Raw genomic sequence first — 18,057 nt, forward strand, 5'->3', positions numbered from 1 at the left:
AGGTATTTATGAAAGGGTGAAACACTCAGGTGGAGCACAATTGGGATGATTTGCGGCTTTTTCTGGCGGTCGCGCGGGAACAAAGCCTGAGCGGCGCAGGCCGCGTGCTGCGATTGGATCCGGCTACGCTTGGCAGGCGGGTCGGGCGGTTGGAAAAAACACTTGGGGCTGTCTTATTCGTCAAGTCACCGCAAGGATATGCGCTGACCGATGCCGGGGCGCAGTTGCTGGAGCGCGCCGAGGCAGCCGAACAGGCGATGCGCCGGGCGACCGCAGGCATGGAAGAGCAAAGTGACCAATTGCGGGGTCAGATCCGTATCGGGGCGCCGGATGGCTGTGCAAATTATCTGCTGCCGCAGGTTTGTGCACGGATCGTTGCAAAGAACCCTGCGCTTGATGTTCAGATCGTCGCCTTGCCGCGCGTCTTCAACCTGTCGCGCCGCGAAGCGGATATGGCGATCGGGGTCAGCGCGCCAACCGCAGGTCGCCTGATTGTGCAGAAAATCACCGACTATCGTCTGCACCTTGCCGCCGCAGAGAGTTATCTGGCGGCGCATGATCCTTTGAATTCTCTTGAGGATCTGCGGGGCCATCGCGTGGTGGGCTATATCCCTGATATGATCTTTGACCGCGAGCTGGATTACCTGACGGACATCGGCATTGACCGGGTGCCGCTTGCGTCCAATTCGGTGTCAGTTCAGCTGCAGATGATCCGGCAGGGCGCCGGAATTGGCGTGACCCACGACTTTGCATTGCCGCAGGCGCCGGGTGTTCGGCGTGTGATGACGCAGGCTGTCAGCCTGCGCCGCGCCTTTTATCTGATCCGCCACGCGGACGACCGCCGGAACCGGCGATTGCGGCTGTTTGCCGACGCGCTGAGCAGCGGATTGCGCGCAGAAGTGGCGACGCTGGAGGCAAAAGCTTGACATCAAACGGCTATCCGGTGGACGCTAAGGGTCCGGGGGATGTTCACAAAAAGGAGAGCTGTCCATGCTGGTGTCTCAAATTCTGAAGTCAAAGTCGGATGATGCGGTGGTCACCTCTCCGCCAGACATGTTGATTTCAGCCGCTGCGAGGATGTTGTCGGAAAAACGCATCGGCACCCTGGTGATCTCCAAGGACGGGAAAACACCGAATGGGATCCTTTCAGAGCGCGACATTGTGCGGGAACTTGGCCGTCAGGGCGCCGGGTGCCTGACACACACGGTCGAATCCATGATGACCACCAAGCTGGTGACCTGCGGGTCGGATGATCGTGCGGATCAGGTTCTCCAGAAGATGACCGACGGCCGTTTTCGGCACATGCCTGTGTTGGAGAACGGTGAAATGGTTGGCCTGATTTCGCTTGGTGACGTCGTCAAGGCGCGCCTGACAGAGTTGGCGATGGAGAAAAACGCGCTTGAAGGCATGATCATGGGACATTGAACCCGCAGTTCAGCCTGACCGAATGACCCTCCAATCGGCTTGCATGCCATTGGCACACATGTTGACCTGTCCCAAACTTCTCAGCAGGAGCGCGGCCCATGCGTATTGGCCTTTATCCCGGCACTTTCGACCCGATCACCCTTGGTCATATCGATATCATTCGACGCGCAGCCACCCTGGTGGACAAGTTGGTCATCGGTGTTGCGATCAATCGCGACAAGGGGCCGCTCTTTGATCTGGAAGAACGGGTGGCGATGATCACGGCGGAATGTGCCGAACTGGCTGCCCAGACCGGGATCGAAGTTGACGTGCATCCCTTTGAGAACCTGCTGATCGATTGCGCCCGTGACGTTGGTGCACAAATGATTGTCCGCGGGCTGCGTGCGGTCGCCGATTTCGAATATGAGTATCAGATGGTGGGGATGAACCGGCAGCTGGACGACAGTATTGAGACCGTATTCCTGATGGCCGAAGCCCAACATCAGGCAATTGCGAGCAAGCTGGTCAAGGAAATTGCCCGACTAAACGGCGATGTGAGCAAATTCGTCACCCCGCGCGTGAACAAGGCCCTGTTGGCCCGTTTCGGTTGACGCGGCGCAGGCGATACCGTTTCGACAAGGCGATCATCGCCCTCATTTGCGCTGCTTTACTTTATGCCGGGCTGATGATCTGGCTGCACCCCCGGATTCTGTATCCGTTTCGCTCAGATCGGTTTTCCGCGCCTGAGTTTGAGGCTCGACTGGTGCAGGTGCAGGGCGCGGAACCAATTGAAATTCAACTTTCCGAGGGGCGAAAGGGCGCCCCGGTTGTTCTCTACTTCATGGGAAATGTAGGGTCCCTTGTCTATTTCGAACCCATGCTAGCGCATCACGTGTCGCGAGACCGGACAGTAGTTGGCATGACGTTTCGCGGTGCAGGTGGCGTTCCCGGGCAATCCTCGGAAAGAACACTGAAGCGCGATGCGCTGGCAGTCGCAGATCATGTCCGGGCGCTTTATCCCGATGCGCCGCTGGTTGTGCAGGGATATTCGTTAGGAACGGGACTGGCTGTGCATGTGGCTGCGCGCCGCGCGGTTGATGGTGTGATCCTGTCAGCGCCTTTCGATGCGCTTTGCCGGCTGATGGCAAAGCGGTCGGGGCTGCCGGCCTGTCTGCTGCCTGTTCAACGCTGGCGCACGGACCGCGACGCACCGATGGTGCGCGCGCCAGTGCTGGTGCAGCACGGCACGGGGGATCGCGTCATTCCTTTTGTGAGCGGGATGCGGTTGGTGGGACATTTTGAGGACGCCGGTGTGCCACTGACATTCGGGGCGCTGCAGGGTGCGCGACATGGGGATATGATGTCCTTTCCGGAACACCAGACGCGCATCGACAACTTTATCTTCGGACTGCGCTGACGGGCAGTCCCCACACCCGGTCGCTATTGGGCCGCGGCCATCGCCTCTGCCGTGTCAAGCATCCGGTTGGAAAAGCCCCATTCGTTGTCGTACCAGGCCAGCACGCGGATCAGATTGCCCTGCTGAATGGCCGTTTGGTCGCTGGCAAATATTGCGCTGCGGGGGTCGTGGTTGAAATCCATCGACACCAGTTTGCGGTCGGTCACCCCCAGCACACCGTGCAACGAACCGACAGCAGCTTCGAAAGCCGCGTTCACTTCTGCCTCTGTCGTGGTTTTTTCGGTTTCCACCACAAGATCCACGCAGGACACGTTGGGTGTCGGGACACGGATCGCGGTGCCGGTGATCAGCCCGTCAAGCTGTGGCAGCACGCGCCCCATTGTCCCCGCGGCACCTGTGGTGGTCGGGATCATCGACAGGGCCGCAGCGCGGGCACGGTAGAGGTCCTTGTGGGCGCGGTCGTGGACAGGCTGGCTGCCGGTATAGCTGTGCACGGTGGTCATATGGCCACGGATGATACCGAAGGCTTCGTGCAGGACATGGGCCACAGGCACCAGGCAATTGGTGGTACATGATGCATTGCTGATGATGGTATCGGTGGCTTCGATCAGATGGTGGTTCACACCATAGACGATGGTTTTCACATCGGCCTTGCCAGGGGCAGATATCAGCACCTTCCCTGAGCCGTTCTTGTGGTGCAGTGCGGCCTTTTCCGGGGACCGGAAAAAGCCGGTACATTCAAGCGCGATGTCCACATCGGCCCAAGGCAGCCGATCCGGTTCGCGCTCAGCTGTCACGCGGATCGGGCCACGACCAACGTCAATGGTGTCGTTCCCCAATGTGACGGGATGGCCATATCGCCCGTGCACGGAATCGAATTCAAAGAGGTGCGCGTTGGTTTCCAGCGGGGCCAGATCGTTGATCGCCACAACCTCAAGATCACTGTCCGCGCGATCCATAAGGGCGCGCAGCACGTTGCGCCCGATGCGTCCAAAGCCGTTGATCCCAAGCTTGATGGTCATCACGATACCCTTTTGATCAAATTTCGGATGACCCCAGAAATGCGCGTTGATCAATGCGTGTCAACGGCGAATGCGTACCGATACAATTGCTGCCAGTGCTGTCTTTTCAGCAGACTGGGCTCAGCGCCAGAACGCGATCCACTCGATCAGCTCCAGCATCTTCTTGCTGAGAAAGATCAGGTGCTGCGTTCCGTAAAGGGATACGTCCACCACCAGGGCTGCGATCACCAGAAAGCCGAGGGCAAGGGCAATACGGTTGGTCATTTGGCGTAGGCGTCTCCGATGGGCGTGCCCCGATATGGCAGGGGCAGAGGCTGCGCGCAAGCGCGCGCCTGCGGTCCCTCAGCCCATGTTGCCCATTGCCACAGCCACGTCCGCCATGCGCACCGAAAACGCCCATTCATTGTCGTACCAGCCCAGTACCCGCACTGTGCGACCCGCGACGACGATGGTCTGATCCGGGGCAAAAATGCAGCTCTCTTCGGTATGGTTAAAGTCGATGCTGACCTTCTGCTCGGGATCATACCCCAGCACGCCCTTCATCGGGCCCTCGGCCGCAGCTTTTGCGGCGGCGTTCACCTCTTCAACCGTTACATCGCGCGACGCCGTAAAGGTCAGATCAACAGCAGAGACATTGGGTGTCGGCACGCGCATCGCGGTGCCGTCCAGCTTGCCCTTAAGCGCCGGGAGCACTTCGCCCAGGGCTTTGGCCGCGCCTGTCGACGTCGGGATAATCGCCATAGCCGCAGCGCGCGCGCGGTAGAGATCCTTGTGCCGGCGATCCAGCGTGGGCTGATCGCCTGTGTAGCTGTGGATCGTGGTCATCAGGCCGCTTTCAATGCCGATGGCCTCGTGCATGACCTTGGCCATGGGGGCAAGACAGTTTGTGGTACACGACCCGTTCGAAATCATCCGATCCGAGGCCTGAAGCGTGTCGTGGTTCACACCGTAGACCACGGTGCGGTCGACGTTTTTGCCCGGCGCTGACAAAAGAACCCGTTTCGCGCCGTTCTCAATATGGACGTTCGCCTTGTTGCCATCGTTGAACTTGCCGGTGCATTCCAGCACCACGTCACAGCCACTCCAGTCCAGATCTTCGAGGGCGTAGGTTGACATCACCTCGATATCGTTGCGGCCCAAGTTGATGTAGGCCTCGTTCGGATCCACGGTGATCTCATTGGGAAAGCGGCCATGAACGGAATCGTATTTGATCAGATGCGCGGCGGTCGAAAGTGGCCCCGTCGCGTTGATCTTGACCACCTCGATATCGTCCCGGCCCGAGGCTGCGATGTGGCTAAGCGTGCAGCGCCCGATGCGCCCAAACCCGTTGATCCCGACTTTGATAACCATTTGTCTGTCCCTCTGGCTGCCCCGAATGGTCGCTCTATATCCGCCTGCATGCTCCGGGCGAAAGAGGAAAATCCGCCGTATTTCGGTATGTTAGCGTTAAACGTCGATGTTAGCGGTAAAGGTGATCCCTTGCCTGACGCGGTGCACACGCTAGGTGTCCTGTAAGCTTTGAAAGGAACGGACATGAGCGGCCTGATTGCACTTCTTGATGATGTGGCCTCTATCGCCAAGGTCGCGGCCTCATCGATTGATGATGTCATCGGGCAGGCTGCGAAAGCCGGGTCCAAAGCCGCAGGGGCGGTCATCGATGATGCGGCGGTCACGCCAAAGTATGTGCAAGGGTTCGAGGCCAGCCGCGAACTGCCAATCATCTGGCGCATCACCAAAGGCAGTTTGCGCAACAAGTTGGTGTTCCTGCTGCCTGCCGGGCTGTTGCTTGCCAATTTTGCCCCCTGGCTGATCCCGCCGCTTTTGATGCTGGGCGGTGCCTACCTTTGTTTTGAAGGGGCGGAGAAGGTGGCCCATGCGCTTGGCCTCAGCGATGGCCACGCTGATTACCCCGGCGAGGCGGAAACCATCGAAGACCCCGCGCATCTCGAAGAGAAGAAAGCCGCAGGTGCCATCAAGACAGACTTTATTCTTTCCGCAGAGATTATGACCATTGCGCTGGCCGCCATCCCGCCCAGCAATTTCTGGATGGAGGCGGCAACCCTTGCCGCTGTTGCCATCATGATCACCGTCGCGGTCTACGGTTCGGTGGCGCTTATCGTCAAGATGGATGACATCGGTCTTGTGATGTCAAAGAAAGGTCGGCTGGGGCTGACACGCTCGCTGGGTCGCGGCATTGTCAAAGGCATGCCGGGGTTTCTGAAGCTACTGACGATTGTCGGCACGGCAGCGATGCTCTGGGTCGGGGGGTCGATCATCCTGCACGGCGCCAAGGAAATGGGCTTTTCGCTGCCGTATGACACTATTCACGACATCGCTGTCTGGGTCGCACATCTGGTGCCAGCCACCATAGAGGGCGCGACAGAGTGGCTGGCGACTGCGGCAATGGACGGTGTTCTTGGGCTTGTGATTGGCCTGTTGCTGATCCCTGTCGGAGAAAAGATCATCACGCCCCTATGGCGGGGTATCTTTCATCGTGATGTGCAAGCCGCCTGACGTCAGCGGCGACCGACTGCCCTGAGGCAGTCGCGTCGGCAGGCAGTGACCGCCACGAGGCTGAGCAATGCGGCCTGACCCGACACGACATAGGCTGCAAGGACACCCGACATTGAGGCGCCCAGAAGAAAACAGACGATGCTGCAGATCGCTGCGAAACCCGTTGCACCGATGATATAGGCGACCATCATCGCACCCTCCCGAATTGCTATCTGCAACCATAGGTTATGTCGGGCGCACTTCACACCGTAAATATCAGAATTGCTACCGTAGGCATGTATCAGCCCATCCGACGATCGGGCCAACCGAACTGCAGATAGACACACCGATCAGTGCGCGACCGGCGCCGGGCACCTCACCCGCCGCCTGATCCTCAAGAAATGCCACAAGGAATTGGTGGGTCTTGTCAGAGCAAGGCTTTTGCCTTGGCGGCCAGATTCTCTGCGGTAAATCCGAATTTGTCGAACAGTTCCTCAGCAGGCGCCGAGGCGCCAAAGCGGTCCATGCCGACGAAATCGGCCTTGCCAAATTTGCCGCGTTCCCCCAGCAGCCACCGGTCCCAGCCCTGACGGACACCCGCCTCAATGCCGACACGCACAGATCCGCCGGGCAGAACGCGCTTGCGATAGGCATCATCCTGCTCTGCAAACAATTCCATGCAGGGCATCGACACGACGCGCACGCCAATTCCCTCAGCTTGCAGCTGCTCGCGCGCGGCCATGGCCACATGTACTTCGGATCCGCTGGCGATCAGGATCACCCGCCGCTTGGACCCTTCGGCATCCGCCAGCACATAGGCACCCCTGGCTGTCAGGTTCGTGTTCTTGTGCTCGTGGCGTTGATGTGGCAGCCCCTGCCGCGTCAAGGACAGGACGGAAGGGCTTTCCTTCATCGTCAGCGCCAGTTCCCAGCTTTCCGCCGTTTCAACCGTGTCGCAGGGGCGGAAAACATAGGTGTTTGGTGTCGCGCGGCTGATGGCCAGATGCTCAACCGGCTGGTGCGTGGGGCCATCTTCGCCCAAACCGATGCTGTCATGCGTCATGACAAAGACGGTCGGCACTTTCATCAGGGCGGCCAGACGCATGGCAGGACGCGCATAATCTGTAAAACACATGAATGTGCCGCCGTAGGGGCGGATGCCGCCATGCAGTGCCATCCCGTTCATCGCAGAGGCCATACCGTGTTCTCGGATGCCCCAGTATATATAGCGACCCTTGCGGTTGTCGGTGTCAAAGACGCCCAGATCCGCTGTCTTGGTGTTGTTGGAGCCGGTCAGGTCGGCCGACCCGCCAACTGTCTCGGGCAAAACCGGGTTCAGCACCTCAAGCACTTTTTCGGAACTCGCACGCGTGGCAAGCTTTGGTGCGGCCTCTGACATCTGGCGTTTGAACGCCTTGACGGTGGCGCTCAGCTTTCTGGGGGCGTCGAGCGCCAGCGCGCGGTTGAAGGTCTCGCGCTTGGATCGGGGCAGAGTGTCAAATCGCTCTTCCCAGGCTTCGCGGTCAGCGACACCACGCTTGCCGATTTCTTCCCAAGCTGATTTCACGTCCTGGGGTATCTCGAACGGGCCGGTTTTCCAGCCATAGGCCTCTTTTGCCGCGATCAGTTGCTCAGGGTCGGTCAAGGCACCGTGTCCCTTGGAGGTATCCTGAGCCGCGTGCCCAAGGGCGATATGGGTCTTGCAGGCGATCATTGTGGGTTTGTCGGATTTCCGGGCCTCGGTGAGGGCCGCGTCGATTTCATCGGGGTTGTGCCCGTCGATCTCGATCGTGTGCCACTGCGCTGCCTGAAAACGTGCCACCTGGTCGGTGTGATCGGACAGGGTGACAGGGCCATCGATGGTGATGTTGTTGTTGTCCCACATCACAATCAGCTTGCTCAGGTCATGCCGCCCGGCCAGCGTGATCGCTTCCTGGCTGACCCCTTCCATCAGGCAACCGTCTCCGGCGATCACATAGGTGTGGTGATCGACGACCTTCTTGCCATAGTGCGCGCGCAGGATTTCCTCGGCCATGGCGAAACCAACCGCGTTCGCGATGCCCTGTCCCAGCGGACCTGTGGTTGTCTCGATGGCATCGGCAAGGAAATTTTCCGGGTGACCGGCCGTGCGGGCACCCATCTGGCGGAAATTCTTGAGCTCTTCAATGGGGAACTGGGTGTCGCCCGTCAAATGCAACAGCGCATAGAGCAGCATCGATCCGTGACCCGCCGACAGGATGAACCGGTCGCGGTCGGGCCAAAGCGGGTTGGCAGCATCAAACTTCAGGTGCTTTTCAAAAAGGACAGTTGCCACATCGGCCATGCCCATCGGCATCCCGGAATGGCCAGAGTTTGCAGCCGCAACCGCGTCTAGCGTGAGTGCGCGGATGCCAGTGGCCTTGGACCAGTGATCGGGATGGGCAGAGGCGAGGGCAGTGAGATCCATGGGGCGCAGGTGTCCTTATAGGGCAAAGCAGATTTTGCCCACGCATACCAGCCAACTCCGAAAGTTCAAGCCAAAGTGGGTTGGTACGCGTCCGCCACGGGTGGCGTAGGATCAACTTCGCCGCCCAAGATGCTGAATTGAAAGGGGGGGCGCATTTGGATAGGTCTTTGGGTAGGATCAGACCAAATGCCGCTCCAAAGCGATTCGTAAAGCGCGGTAGGACGGCTCGAAAAAAGATGCATGGGGGACCTCAGAGGTCATGAGTAACATAGACGAATTGCAAGGTCGTATCACCGCAGCCATGGACCGTATCGCCCAGGGCGTGGACCGTCTCGGTGGCGCATCTGCAGGGCCGGACCCTGAGATGGTGCAAGCCCTGGAGGACGAACGCACGGCCAACGCCCAACTGACTGCGCGGGTCCGCGCGCTGAAAACCAAGTCCGACGTCGAGATGGCCGATATGCGCGCCCAGGTCGAGGAAAGCGAAGCGCGCATGGCGCAATTTGATATAGAACTGCAGCGGGTGCGTCGGGCCAACCAGCAATTGATTCAGGCCTGCGCTGATCTGCGCGCCGCGAACGCCGAAGGGGTCGGCGATTCTGACGCAATCAATCAGGCGATGCTGGCCGAGCTTGAGGGGCTGCGCGCAGCCAGAGCCGTCGATATTGCGGAATCCAGCGCGATCCTTTCTGCCCTGACCCCCTTGGTTGACGGGGCAGGTCGCGCACCGGAACACATCTCAGAGGAGGACGCCTGATGCCCGAAGTACAAATTAACATCGGCGGACGCCAATTCGATGTCGCCTGCCAGGAGGGCGAAGAGGTCTATTTGCACACCGCAGCCAAGATGCTTGATGACGAGGCACAGGTGCTCTCCGATCAGGTGGGCCGGATGCCGGAGTCGCGGATGCTGTTGATGGCGGGTCTGCTGCTTGCCGACAAAACCGCTAGCGTCGAGGACAAGATATCCGAAGTGCGGGCCGAGTTGGCCGAACGCGAGGCAGAGCTGGCAGGCCTGCGCAACGCGGCGGTCGAACCGGAACGGATCGAAGTGCCCGTTGTACCGCAGTCGGTGACGGACACGCTGGCCGAGGTCGCGGCGCGCGCAGAGGCGCTGGCCGCTGAGGTTGAAGAAAAGGCCGGCTAAGGCCGATGCTGTGATCCCAATCGGGCGCGGACTTTTTGTGAAAAGTCCGACCGTTTTCTTTCAAAGAAAACGCGCCGCACCAAAACGATCCGGCGCGTTCACCATTCTGTGTGCATGATCAATCAAATCCGGGTGGCGCTAAGCCGCACCCGGATCGCATCAGCCTTGTGCCGTAGTGGTCGCCGACATTCCGTTATGATCAACCGTTCGCTTCACGAATTTTGTCTGCGGCGTCCTTGTCATAGGTCACCTGGTTCTCATCAAAAAGCGTGTCCAACTCTCCCGACAGGGTCATTTCGGTGATGATGTCACATCCCCCCACGAATTCACCTTTCACATACAGCTGCGGAATGGTGGGCCAGTCAGAAAAATCCTTGATCCCTTGTCGGATTACCTCGTCAGACAGAACATTCACGTCGGCAAATTCGACGCCCATGTAGTTCAGCACACCGGCCACACGGCTGGAGAACCCGCACTGGGGCATTTCCTTGGTGCCTTTCATGTAAAGCACCACGTCATTGGCCTGGATCGTCTCTTTGATTTGTGTTGCAGCGTCGCTCATTGCTCACGTCCTTTGTTTTTCATGAAAGCGGCGTGGAACCGCGTGGCATAGGTTTCATCATCAGCCAATGGCTGGATATCGGTTTCCGCGACATCGGTCTGCGTGCTGGACTTGCGCGTCCAGTTGGTATGGCCGCGCTCCAGCGCCTCGTTGCGACGGGTCACTTTGTTCACGGCGGCTATATCCATGGCCTCCATGCCCAGCGGCGTGTCGGGGGTTGCGCGGCGGGCGGGCTGGCGGCTTGTAAGGGGGCGGTACGTTCGGCTGTGGGTGCGATACTGCGCAACGCTGATCGCCACCACAGCGCCGATCCCGGCGCAGAGTATCCAGCCCCAAAGCGGCATCAGTCCGGGACGCGCGTGGTCAGCGCCAGCGCGTGCAAATCGCCATTAGCCCCGTCCATCTTGCCTTTGAGGGCGGCATAGACCGCGCGCTGTTGCTGCACCCGGTTCTTGCCCCGGAAACTTTCATCCACCACCATGGCCGCCATGTGCACCCCATCGCTGCCTTCCACGGTGATCTGGGCGTCAGGAAAACTTTGACGCAGAAGGTCTTCGATTTCTTGGGCTTGCATGGGCATGATATGCGGTCCGTCACAAAAGGGGTATTGGTGCAGATGTAGTGGGCGACGGCGTTCTGTGCAAGCGCTGACAGGCGCTGTGGGCCCCACGAATTCATCTGGTTTGTCAGAGCAAATGCAGCATTGCAGAGCTGGCACACAATGGCCCGGCGTTTCCGCTTGGCAATTGGTCATCGCTCCGTCACCCTTGTGACCACGGATAGGCTGATTTGAGCCAGAGGATTGATGCATCATGACAAAAGCCATGGGTGAATCGGAGCAGGCTCTGGCCTGGGTTGAGGTCGGGCAGGGCGCTGCTCTGGCCACGGTAATCGAGACCTGGGGGTCCGCACCGCGCCGCGTCGGCGCGCAATTGGTCGTATCCGGCAAAGGGGAGATGCAGGGCTCTGTCTCAGGTGGCTGTGTCGAAGGGGCCGTGGTGGTTGAAGCCATGGAAGTTCTTGAGGATGGTGGTACGCGCGTCCTGGAGTACGGCGTCAGTGACGGCGATGCCTTTGCCGTTGGGCTGGCGTGTGGCGGCACCATCCGCATTCTGGTGGAACCTGTTGGTCCACAGGGGATGCCGGTCGACATGCTGCGTGATCTGGTTGCAGCGCGGGCCGCGCGCGTGGCCGTCGCCTATGAGGTTGCACTGGACGGTAGTGCGCGCGCGCTGGCCTACGAAGGTCATGAAGATCGCCATCGCATGGATCGGTCAGGTGTGACGGAAGATGGGAGTACTTTTATTGCCGTTCATAACCCGCCGCTGCGCCTTGCGATTGTGGGCGGCGTGCACATCGCGCAGGCGCTGGTGGTCATGGCCCGCACCGCGGGGTTTGACACCATCGTCATCGACCCGCGAGAGGCGTTCGGGTCACCGGCGCGGTTCCCTGACACCCGTCTGATCAACGATTGGCCGGATGTGGCACTCAAGGATCTGGGTCTCGATCTGCGGACCGCACTTGTTTTGCTGACACATGACCCAAAGCTGGACGATCCTGCCATCCATGCCGCAGTGCAATCCGACACGTTTTACATCGGGGCACTGGGCAGTACGCGCACTCACGCCAAACGCATCGAACGCTTGCGCGCTGCGGGTGTTTCTGAAGAGAATATCGCGCGCATTCATGGGCCGGTCGGTCTGAACATCGGCGCGTCAGGTCCTGCGGAAATCGCGGTCTCGATCCTTGCGCAAATTCTTCAGGTTCTGAGGCAGGGATGAAATTCGGTCCTCACCCTGTCGCTGAGGCTGTCGACGCGATCCTGGCCCATTCCGTGGCGTTGCCTGAGGGACGTTTGCGCAAGGGCCATCGATTGACGATTGAAGATGTGGAGGCTCTTGCTGCCGCAGGGCATGATGATGTCATCGTCGCCATTCTGGGAACGGATGACGTAAGTGAGAATCATGCCGCCTTGCAGCTTGCCCAGGCCGTGGCCGGTCACGCCGATGGGATCAGGCTGGGCCCGCCATTCACCGGTCGGGTGAACCTGCTGGCACAATCAAGCGGTGTGGTGATGCTGGATGTACCCGCCCTTGAGGCGGTCAACGCGGTGCACCCCATGATCACCATTGCGACGGTGCCCGATCTGCAGCAACTCAGCGAGGGCGGGATGATTGCGACGATCAAGATTATCTCTTACGGGGTGCCGCGCGACGCGTTGCAAGTGGCCTGCGCGGCAGCGGGCGGGGGGGCGATCACGTTGCGTCCTCCGGTTTTGCGCACGGCGACACTGATCATTACCGAGATTGACGGCGGCGCAGGCGACAAGGGGCGCGCTGCCATAGAAGGGCGCCTTGAGGCGCTGAATGTGACGCTGGCGGATGTCGTGATGATCCCCCATGAGAAAAAGGCGCTGGCGCACGCCATATCCGCCGCGCGCAGTGATCTGGTGCTGATCCTCACCGGGTCAGCGACGTCTGACCCCGACGATGTGGCCCCCACGGCGCTTCGCATGGCGGGTGGTCAGGTAGAGCGTTTCGGCATGCCGGTCGATCCTGGTAACCTTTTGTTTCTGGGCACAGTTAAGGCCACGCCGGTTATTGGACTGCCGGGATGTGCGCGCTCGCCTGCGCTGAATGGGGCGGACTGGGTGCTAAGCCGTGTGGTGTGCGGGATCCCGGTCACTGCGAGAGACATTGCAGGCATGGGCGTCGGCGGATTGCTCAAGGAAATTCCATCCCGCCCGCAACCACGCCGCGGCAGATAAGACCGGGGCAAAAGCGGACGCGCCGCCAGACGTCGCGCCGCATTGATCATGCACGATACTGCCAAACTGCCGGGTTTACACATTTTTCCGGTTCTCAAGCGGCGTGGCGCGTGCTTAACTCTCTCCAAACGCGAATATAAAAGGGAGGAAATCATGACACAGGTCTCAATGACCGTGAACGGGAAAGCTGCGTCCGGGGAAGTCGAAGGTCGTACGCTGCTGGTTCAGTTCTTGCGCGAGGATATGGGGCTCACCGGGACCCACGTGGGCTGTGACACCAGCCAGTGCGGGGCCTGCGTGGTCCATGTGAATGGCGAAGCTGTAAAGGCCTGCACCATGTTTGCTATCGAAGCGGACGGGGCTGAGGTCGCAACCATCGAAGGGCAGGCCAATGCAGATGGCTCTCTTAATGTGATCCAGCAGGCCTTTCAGGACCATCATGGCCTTCAGTGCGGGTTCTGCACGCCGGGCATGGTGATGTCAGCCGCAGCGCTTCTCAAGGACAACCCCAAGCCCACCGAGGCCGAGGTGCGTCACTATCTGGATGGCAACATCTGCCGCTGTACGGGCTATCATAACATCGTGAAGGCGATCATGGCCGCCTCTGGCCAAGATGTCGCTGCTTTAGCCGCCGAATAGATGTCTACGCCCGACTTCATTGAGATCGGTACGTCCGATACCGCCAGTACCACCGCCTTTTTCGAGGCGGTCATGGGCTGGACCTGGGAGGAGATGCCAGGTGGTCGGGGCGGACATTTTACAGATGGCACGCGCAAGGTCGGCATGCACCAAGAGGGAACCCCCTGCATGGTGCCGTATCTGAGCGTTGAAAACATCGAAGTGGCGGTTGCCAAGGTCAAATCCGCAGGGGGCGCGTTGATGGGAGAGATCGCTGACGCCCCCGGCTATGGCCGGTTTGCCACCTGCACCGATCCGCAAGGCGTGCGGTTCGGATTGCATCAGGAATAACCCGCCAGACGCGGGACCAACACAGTGTGCGCAGTTGCTGTGCACCATCATAGGGAGGAATACCAATGCCAAAGGACGGCGGAATTGGCGCCAGCAGCAAGCGGCGCGAGGACGTACGGTTTCTGACAGGGGTCGGAAATTATACCGATGATATCAATATTCGCGGGCAAGCTTATGTGCATTTCCTACGCTCGGATATTGCACACGGCACGCTCACCAGCGTGGATGTAGATGCGGCAGCCGGCATGGCCGGTGTTGTGCGCATCTTTACCGGTGCCGATTTTGAAGGCGTTGGCGGCATACCTTGCGGCTGGCAGGTAACGGACAAGCACGGCGAGCCAATGCAGGAACCCGCGCACCCGATCCTGGCGCAGGGAAAGGTGCGCCATGTGGGCGAGCCGATAGCCGCCGTGGTTGCCGAGAGCCCCGAACAGGCGCGGGACGCGGCAGAGGCAATCGTGGTCGATATCGCAGAGCTCCCTGCGGTCGTGAACATGAAGGATGCGGTCAAGGACGGGGCCACCAAGGTCCATGACGATCTGACCAGCAACCTGTGCTATGACTGGGGTTTTGTCGAAGAAAACAAGGACGCGGTGACCAAGGCATTTGAAGACGCCGCGCATGTCACCTCGCTGGAGCTGGTCAACAACCGGCTGGTTGCCAACCCGATGGAGCCGCGTGTCGCAGTTGGCGACTATGCCCGTGGCACGGACAACAGCACACTCTATACAACGTCGCAGAACCCCCATGTGATCCGCCTGTTGATGGGCGCATTTGTGCTTGGCATTCCGGAGCACAAACTGCGTGTCGTTGCCCCCGACGTGGGCGGCGGGTTCGGCACCAAGATTTTCCACTATCAGGAAGAGGCGTTCTGCACCTTTGCGGCCAAGGCGTGCAATCGTCCGGTCAAATGGACATCCAGTCGCGCCGAGGCGTTCATGTCGGATGCGCATGGTCGCGATCACGTGACCAAGATCGAACTGGCCCTGGACGGCGACAACAACTTTACCGCTTTGCGCACCGATACCTATGCCAACATGGGGGCCTATCTGTCGACCTTTGCCCCATCGGTCCCAACATGGTTGCACGGCACGCTGATGGCGGGGAACTACAAGACGCCGCTCATCTACGTGAACGTAAAGGCAGTGTTTACCAACACCGTGCCGGTGGATGCCTATCGCGGCGCTGGCCGGCCCGAAGCCACATTCCAGCTGGAGCGGCTGGTCGACAAGGCTGCGCATGAGTTGGGTGTCGATCCGATTGCCCTGCGGCGGCAGAACTTTATCACCGAATTCCCTTATGCCACTCCCGTGGCAGTGGAATACGACACCGGTGATTATAACGCCACGATGGACAAACTGGAGGAGATGGCAGACCGGGCGGGCTTTGATGCCCGTCGCAAAGAGAGCGAAGCCAACGGCAAACTGCGCGGTTTCGGCGTCAACGCCTATATCGAGGCCTGCGGCATCGCGCCTTCGAACCTTGTGGGTCAGTTGGGCGCACGAGCGGGTCTGTACGAATCTGCCACTGTGCGCGTGAATGCCACAGGTGGACTGGTGGTCATGACCGGCTCTCACAGCCATGGGCAGGGGCACGAGACGTCTTTTGCGCAAGTGGTCGCCGAGATGATCGGTATCGATGAAAACATGATCGAAATCGTCCATGGTGACACTGCCAACACGCCTATGGGCATGGGCACATATGGGTCCCGCTCGATTGCCGTGGGCGGTTCTGCCATGGTGCGGGCAACGGAAAAGATCATCGCCAAAGCCAAGAAGATAGCGAGCCATCTGCTGGAAGCCTCAGAAGGGGACATCGAGCTTAAGGATGGGGCGTTCAGCGTGGCAGGCACGGACAAATCCGTCGCCTGGGGTGATGTGACGCTTGCCGCCTATGTGCCGCACAACTATCCGCTTGAGGATCTGGAACCCGGACTGGAAGAGACCGCGTTTTATGATCCGGCCAACTTTACCTATCCCGCCGGGGCCTATGCCTGTGAGGTCGAGGTGGACCCGGATACCGGCGAGGTGACAATCGAAAGATTTGCTGCGGCGGATGATTTCGGGAATGTGATCAATCCGATGATCGTCTCGGGCCAGGTTCATGGTGGATTGGCGCAGGGGATCGGTCAGGCGCTGATGGAATCCTGCGTGTATGACGACGACGGTCAATTGCTGAGCGCGTCTTATATGGATTACGCCATGCCGCGATCATCTGACCTGCCGATGTATCAGGTGGATCATTCGTGCCAGACCCCCTGTACGCACAACCCTCTGGGGGTAAAGGGCTGTGGTGAGGCCGGGGCCATTGGCTCTCCGCCGTCTGTGGTCAATGCGGTGCTGGATGCGCTGCGGTCCGGCGGACATGATGTGGCGCATATCGACATGCCGGTGTCTCCGAACAGGGTCTGGGCTGCGATGCATGGCGGGGATGCGGCCAAGAAGGCCGTTGGCGTTGTCGCCGCGAATGCCAAGCATAATGGATAAAGCGGGATTTCGGGGCTCTGCCCCGGACCCCGAGGTATTTGACAAAGGGTGAATGAGATGGACGGCGCTGCCGTCCCGCCACCTGGAAAGGAAAACGATGTATAACTTTGATATCGAGAAACCGACCACCGTTGCCGATGCCGTCCAGGCATTGGGCGCGGACGAAGCACAGCCGTTGAGCGGCGGGCAGACCCTGATCCCGACGCTGAAAGCGCGGCTGGCCGCACCATCAAAACTGGTCTCGCTTGCCGGCATCGATGAGATGAAGGGGATTTGCATGGACGATGAGGGACGTCTTTGCATCGGCGGGGCAACCACCCATGCGACCGTGATGCGCGAGGCCGAAGCGCATTACCCGGCCCTTGCGTCCCTCGCTGCGCGCATCGGCGATCCTGCTGTGCGCAACCGTGGCACGATTGGCGGCAGCCTGGCCAACAATGATCCCTCTGCCTGTTATCCGGCCGGCGCGCTGGCGAGCGGTGCAACGATTGTCACCAACACGCGCGAGATCGCTGCTGATGACTATTTTCAAGGCATGTTCACCACTGCACTTGAAGAAGGCGAGCTCGTCACGGAAGTGAAGTTCCCTGTGCCGCAGGCGGCGCATTACGAGAAGATGATTCAACCCGCCTCTCGCTTTCCGCTGGTGGCGGCCTTTGTCGCAAAGTTCAGCGACGGGGTTCGGGTCGCCATTACCGGCGCGTCGAATGACGGCGTGTTCCGCTGGACACAGGCCGAAGAGGCGCTCAGCAACACCTTCTCAGCGGAGGCGCTTGAGGGCATGCAGGCGGACGGCGATATGATTGCTGATCTGCATGGATCTGCCGAGTACCGCGCGCATTTGACGGGGGTGATGACCCGCCGCGCGGTTGCTGCTATCGCCTAGCCCGGTTCGGAGCATTCCGAAAAAGCCGCGCCTTCTTGCGAAAGAAGGGGCGGCTTTGCGCTGATATTGGATAACACGGTGGTGTTGGGGCAGTCTGTACTCACTTCACACGGGGAGGAGTGTTTGTGCCCAGGTTGTCGTTTGTTCTTTGTTGTGCGCTTTTGCCAATTGCGTCGCCGGTCTGGTCACGCGGCAAGCTGAGCCCGTGCCGTCCGCTTGGGATTGAAACCAACTATCCTTGCGAAGTGACCCAGACCGACGCCGTTGCGCGCGACCCCTATGAGCATGCCATCAGTTTGCATCCCTACAGTTCCGGCCGATATCGCCCCCAGATTGTGCCCGCCTATGATGTCTGGAGCGATTGGGGGTATCGCGCCCCATCGCCCGAACGGTCGAGGGACATGGATCACTAGAGGCAGGAATTTGCCATCTTGCAACGCCCGGCGGAACGTCTTTGCC

Annotated in this window: 22 protein-coding genes; 14 read left to right on the plus strand and 8 right to left on the minus strand. The window is 59.9% G+C overall.

Features of this window, described 5'->3' with window-relative positions; genetic code table 11:
- Positions 1 to 29 precede the first annotated feature (29 nt).
- The 4 genes from H9Q16_RS03475 to H9Q16_RS03490 all read left to right on the plus strand — a co-directional run bounded on the left by H9Q16_RS03475 (position 30) and on the right by H9Q16_RS03490 (position 2,821).
- Positions 30 to 926, plus strand: coding sequence for a LysR substrate-binding domain-containing protein (locus tag H9Q16_RS03475; protein WP_191073966.1), 897 nt, complete (start codon positions 30 to 32; stop codon positions 924 to 926).
- A gap of 64 nt (positions 927 to 990) precedes the next feature.
- Positions 991 to 1,425 carry a CBS domain-containing protein gene (locus H9Q16_RS03480; protein ID WP_191073967.1) on the plus strand — a complete coding sequence of 145 codons (435 nt, stop codon included), beginning with the start codon at positions 991 to 993 and terminating at the stop codon, positions 1,423 to 1,425.
- 98 nt (positions 1,426 to 1,523) lie between these two features.
- Complete coding sequence (gene coaD, locus H9Q16_RS03485; RefSeq protein WP_191073968.1) at positions 1,524 to 2,015, plus strand: pantetheine-phosphate adenylyltransferase; 492 nt, start codon at positions 1,524 to 1,526, stop codon at positions 2,013 to 2,015.
- On the plus strand, positions 2,012 to 2,821 hold the full coding sequence (locus H9Q16_RS03490) for an alpha/beta hydrolase (protein WP_191073969.1): 810 nt from the start codon (positions 2,012 to 2,014) through the stop codon (positions 2,819 to 2,821). Before coaD ends, H9Q16_RS03490 begins: the two co-directional genes overlap by 4 nt.
- 23 nt (positions 2,822 to 2,844) lie before the next feature.
- Here the strand turns inward: H9Q16_RS03490 and gap (H9Q16_RS03495) are convergent, their stop codons facing one another.
- From gap (H9Q16_RS03495) to gap (H9Q16_RS03505), 3 genes are all read right to left on the minus strand, one after another.
- Positions 2,845 to 3,843 (minus strand): type I glyceraldehyde-3-phosphate dehydrogenase, encoded by a 999-nt coding sequence (gene gap, locus H9Q16_RS03495; protein ID WP_191073970.1) that lies wholly within the window; start codon positions 3,841 to 3,843, stop codon positions 2,845 to 2,847.
- A gap of 120 nt (positions 3,844 to 3,963) precedes the next feature.
- Complete coding sequence (locus H9Q16_RS03500; RefSeq protein WP_191073971.1) at positions 3,964 to 4,107, minus strand: hypothetical protein; 144 nt, start codon at positions 4,105 to 4,107, stop codon at positions 3,964 to 3,966.
- A gap of 78 nt (positions 4,108 to 4,185) precedes the next feature.
- Entirely contained in the window at positions 4,186 to 5,193 is a 1,008-nt protein-coding gene (gap, locus tag H9Q16_RS03505; RefSeq protein ID WP_191073972.1) for a type I glyceraldehyde-3-phosphate dehydrogenase, read from the minus strand.
- Positions 5,194 to 5,376: 183 nt separating this feature from the next.
- On the opposite strand from gap (H9Q16_RS03505), the gene H9Q16_RS03510 reads away from it, so the two are divergent.
- A complete protein-coding gene (locus H9Q16_RS03510) occupies positions 5,377 to 6,357 on the plus strand; it encodes a DUF808 domain-containing protein (protein WP_191073973.1) in 981 nt (326 codons plus the stop codon).
- 2 nt (positions 6,358 to 6,359) lie between these two features.
- Here the strand turns inward: H9Q16_RS03510 and H9Q16_RS03515 are convergent, their stop codons facing one another.
- Positions 6,360 to 6,548, minus strand: a complete 189-nt coding sequence (locus tag H9Q16_RS03515; RefSeq protein WP_191073974.1) for a hypothetical protein — start codon at positions 6,546 to 6,548, stop codon at positions 6,360 to 6,362.
- A gap of 215 nt (positions 6,549 to 6,763) precedes the next feature.
- Complete coding sequence (gene tkt, locus H9Q16_RS03520; protein WP_191073975.1) at positions 6,764 to 8,782, minus strand: transketolase; 2,019 nt, start codon at positions 8,780 to 8,782, stop codon at positions 6,764 to 6,766.
- A 259-nt stretch (positions 8,783 to 9,041) separates the two neighbouring features.
- Between tkt and H9Q16_RS03525 the strand changes: the two genes are divergently transcribed.
- Together H9Q16_RS03525 and H9Q16_RS03530 are read left to right on the plus strand one after the other, a co-directional pair.
- Positions 9,042 to 9,539 carry a hypothetical protein gene (locus tag H9Q16_RS03525; RefSeq protein ID WP_191073976.1) on the plus strand — a complete coding sequence of 166 codons (498 nt, stop codon included), beginning with the start codon at positions 9,042 to 9,044 and terminating at the stop codon, positions 9,537 to 9,539.
- Positions 9,539 to 9,928 (plus strand): cell division protein ZapA, encoded by a 390-nt coding sequence (locus H9Q16_RS03530; protein ID WP_191073977.1) that lies wholly within the window; start codon positions 9,539 to 9,541, stop codon positions 9,926 to 9,928. Before H9Q16_RS03525 ends, H9Q16_RS03530 begins: the two co-directional genes overlap by 1 nt.
- Before the next feature lie 199 nt (positions 9,929 to 10,127).
- Here H9Q16_RS03530 and grxD read toward each other — a convergent pair whose 3' ends face one another.
- From grxD to H9Q16_RS03545, 3 genes are read right to left on the minus strand one after another with little or no spacing between them, the layout of a single operon-like run.
- Positions 10,128 to 10,490: a Grx4 family monothiol glutaredoxin gene (grxD, locus tag H9Q16_RS03535; RefSeq protein WP_191073978.1), complete on the minus strand. Its 363-nt coding sequence runs from the start codon at positions 10,488 to 10,490 to the stop codon at positions 10,128 to 10,130.
- Entirely contained in the window at positions 10,487 to 10,834 is a 348-nt protein-coding gene (locus H9Q16_RS03540; protein ID WP_191073979.1) for a hypothetical protein, read from the minus strand. The genes grxD and H9Q16_RS03540 overlap by 4 nt, the downstream gene beginning before the upstream one ends.
- Positions 10,834 to 11,070, minus strand: a complete 237-nt coding sequence (locus tag H9Q16_RS03545; RefSeq protein ID WP_191073980.1) for a BolA family protein — start codon at positions 11,068 to 11,070, stop codon at positions 10,834 to 10,836. The genes H9Q16_RS03540 and H9Q16_RS03545 overlap by 1 nt, the downstream gene beginning before the upstream one ends.
- A gap of 232 nt (positions 11,071 to 11,302) precedes the next feature.
- Between H9Q16_RS03545 and H9Q16_RS03550 the strand changes: the two genes are divergently transcribed.
- From H9Q16_RS03550 to H9Q16_RS03580, 7 genes are all read left to right on the plus strand, one after another.
- On the plus strand, positions 11,303 to 12,271 hold the full coding sequence (locus tag H9Q16_RS03550; protein ID WP_191073981.1) for an XdhC family protein: 969 nt from the start codon (positions 11,303 to 11,305) through the stop codon (positions 12,269 to 12,271).
- The gene (locus H9Q16_RS03555) at positions 12,268 to 13,257 is read left to right on the plus strand and encodes a molybdopterin-binding protein (RefSeq protein WP_191073982.1); all 990 of its coding nucleotides are present in this window, start codon (positions 12,268 to 12,270) and stop codon (positions 13,255 to 13,257) included. Before H9Q16_RS03550 ends, H9Q16_RS03555 begins: the two co-directional genes overlap by 4 nt.
- 153 nt (positions 13,258 to 13,410) lie before the next feature.
- Positions 13,411 to 13,896: a (2Fe-2S)-binding protein gene (locus tag H9Q16_RS03560; RefSeq protein WP_191073983.1), complete on the plus strand. Its 486-nt coding sequence runs from the start codon at positions 13,411 to 13,413 to the stop codon at positions 13,894 to 13,896.
- Positions 13,897 to 14,226, plus strand: a complete 330-nt coding sequence (locus tag H9Q16_RS03565) for a VOC family protein (protein WP_191073984.1) — start codon at positions 13,897 to 13,899, stop codon at positions 14,224 to 14,226.
- A gap of 65 nt (positions 14,227 to 14,291) precedes the next feature.
- Positions 14,292 to 16,712 (plus strand): xanthine dehydrogenase family protein molybdopterin-binding subunit, encoded by a 2,421-nt coding sequence (locus H9Q16_RS03570; RefSeq protein WP_191073985.1) that lies wholly within the window; start codon positions 14,292 to 14,294, stop codon positions 16,710 to 16,712.
- Between the two features lie 97 nt (positions 16,713 to 16,809).
- Positions 16,810 to 17,598 (plus strand): FAD binding domain-containing protein, encoded by a 789-nt coding sequence (locus tag H9Q16_RS03575; protein ID WP_191073986.1) that lies wholly within the window; start codon positions 16,810 to 16,812, stop codon positions 17,596 to 17,598.
- 245 nt (positions 17,599 to 17,843) lie between these two features.
- Positions 17,844 to 18,011: a hypothetical protein gene (locus tag H9Q16_RS03580; RefSeq protein WP_191073987.1), complete on the plus strand. Its 168-nt coding sequence runs from the start codon at positions 17,844 to 17,846 to the stop codon at positions 18,009 to 18,011.
- Positions 18,012 to 18,057: the final 46 nt, after the last annotated feature.

The sequence above is a fragment of the Sulfitobacter aestuariivivens genome, from assembly GCF_014763045.1.
GTDB classification, from domain to species: domain Bacteria; phylum Pseudomonadota; class Alphaproteobacteria; order Rhodobacterales; family Rhodobacteraceae; genus Sulfitobacter; species Sulfitobacter aestuariivivens.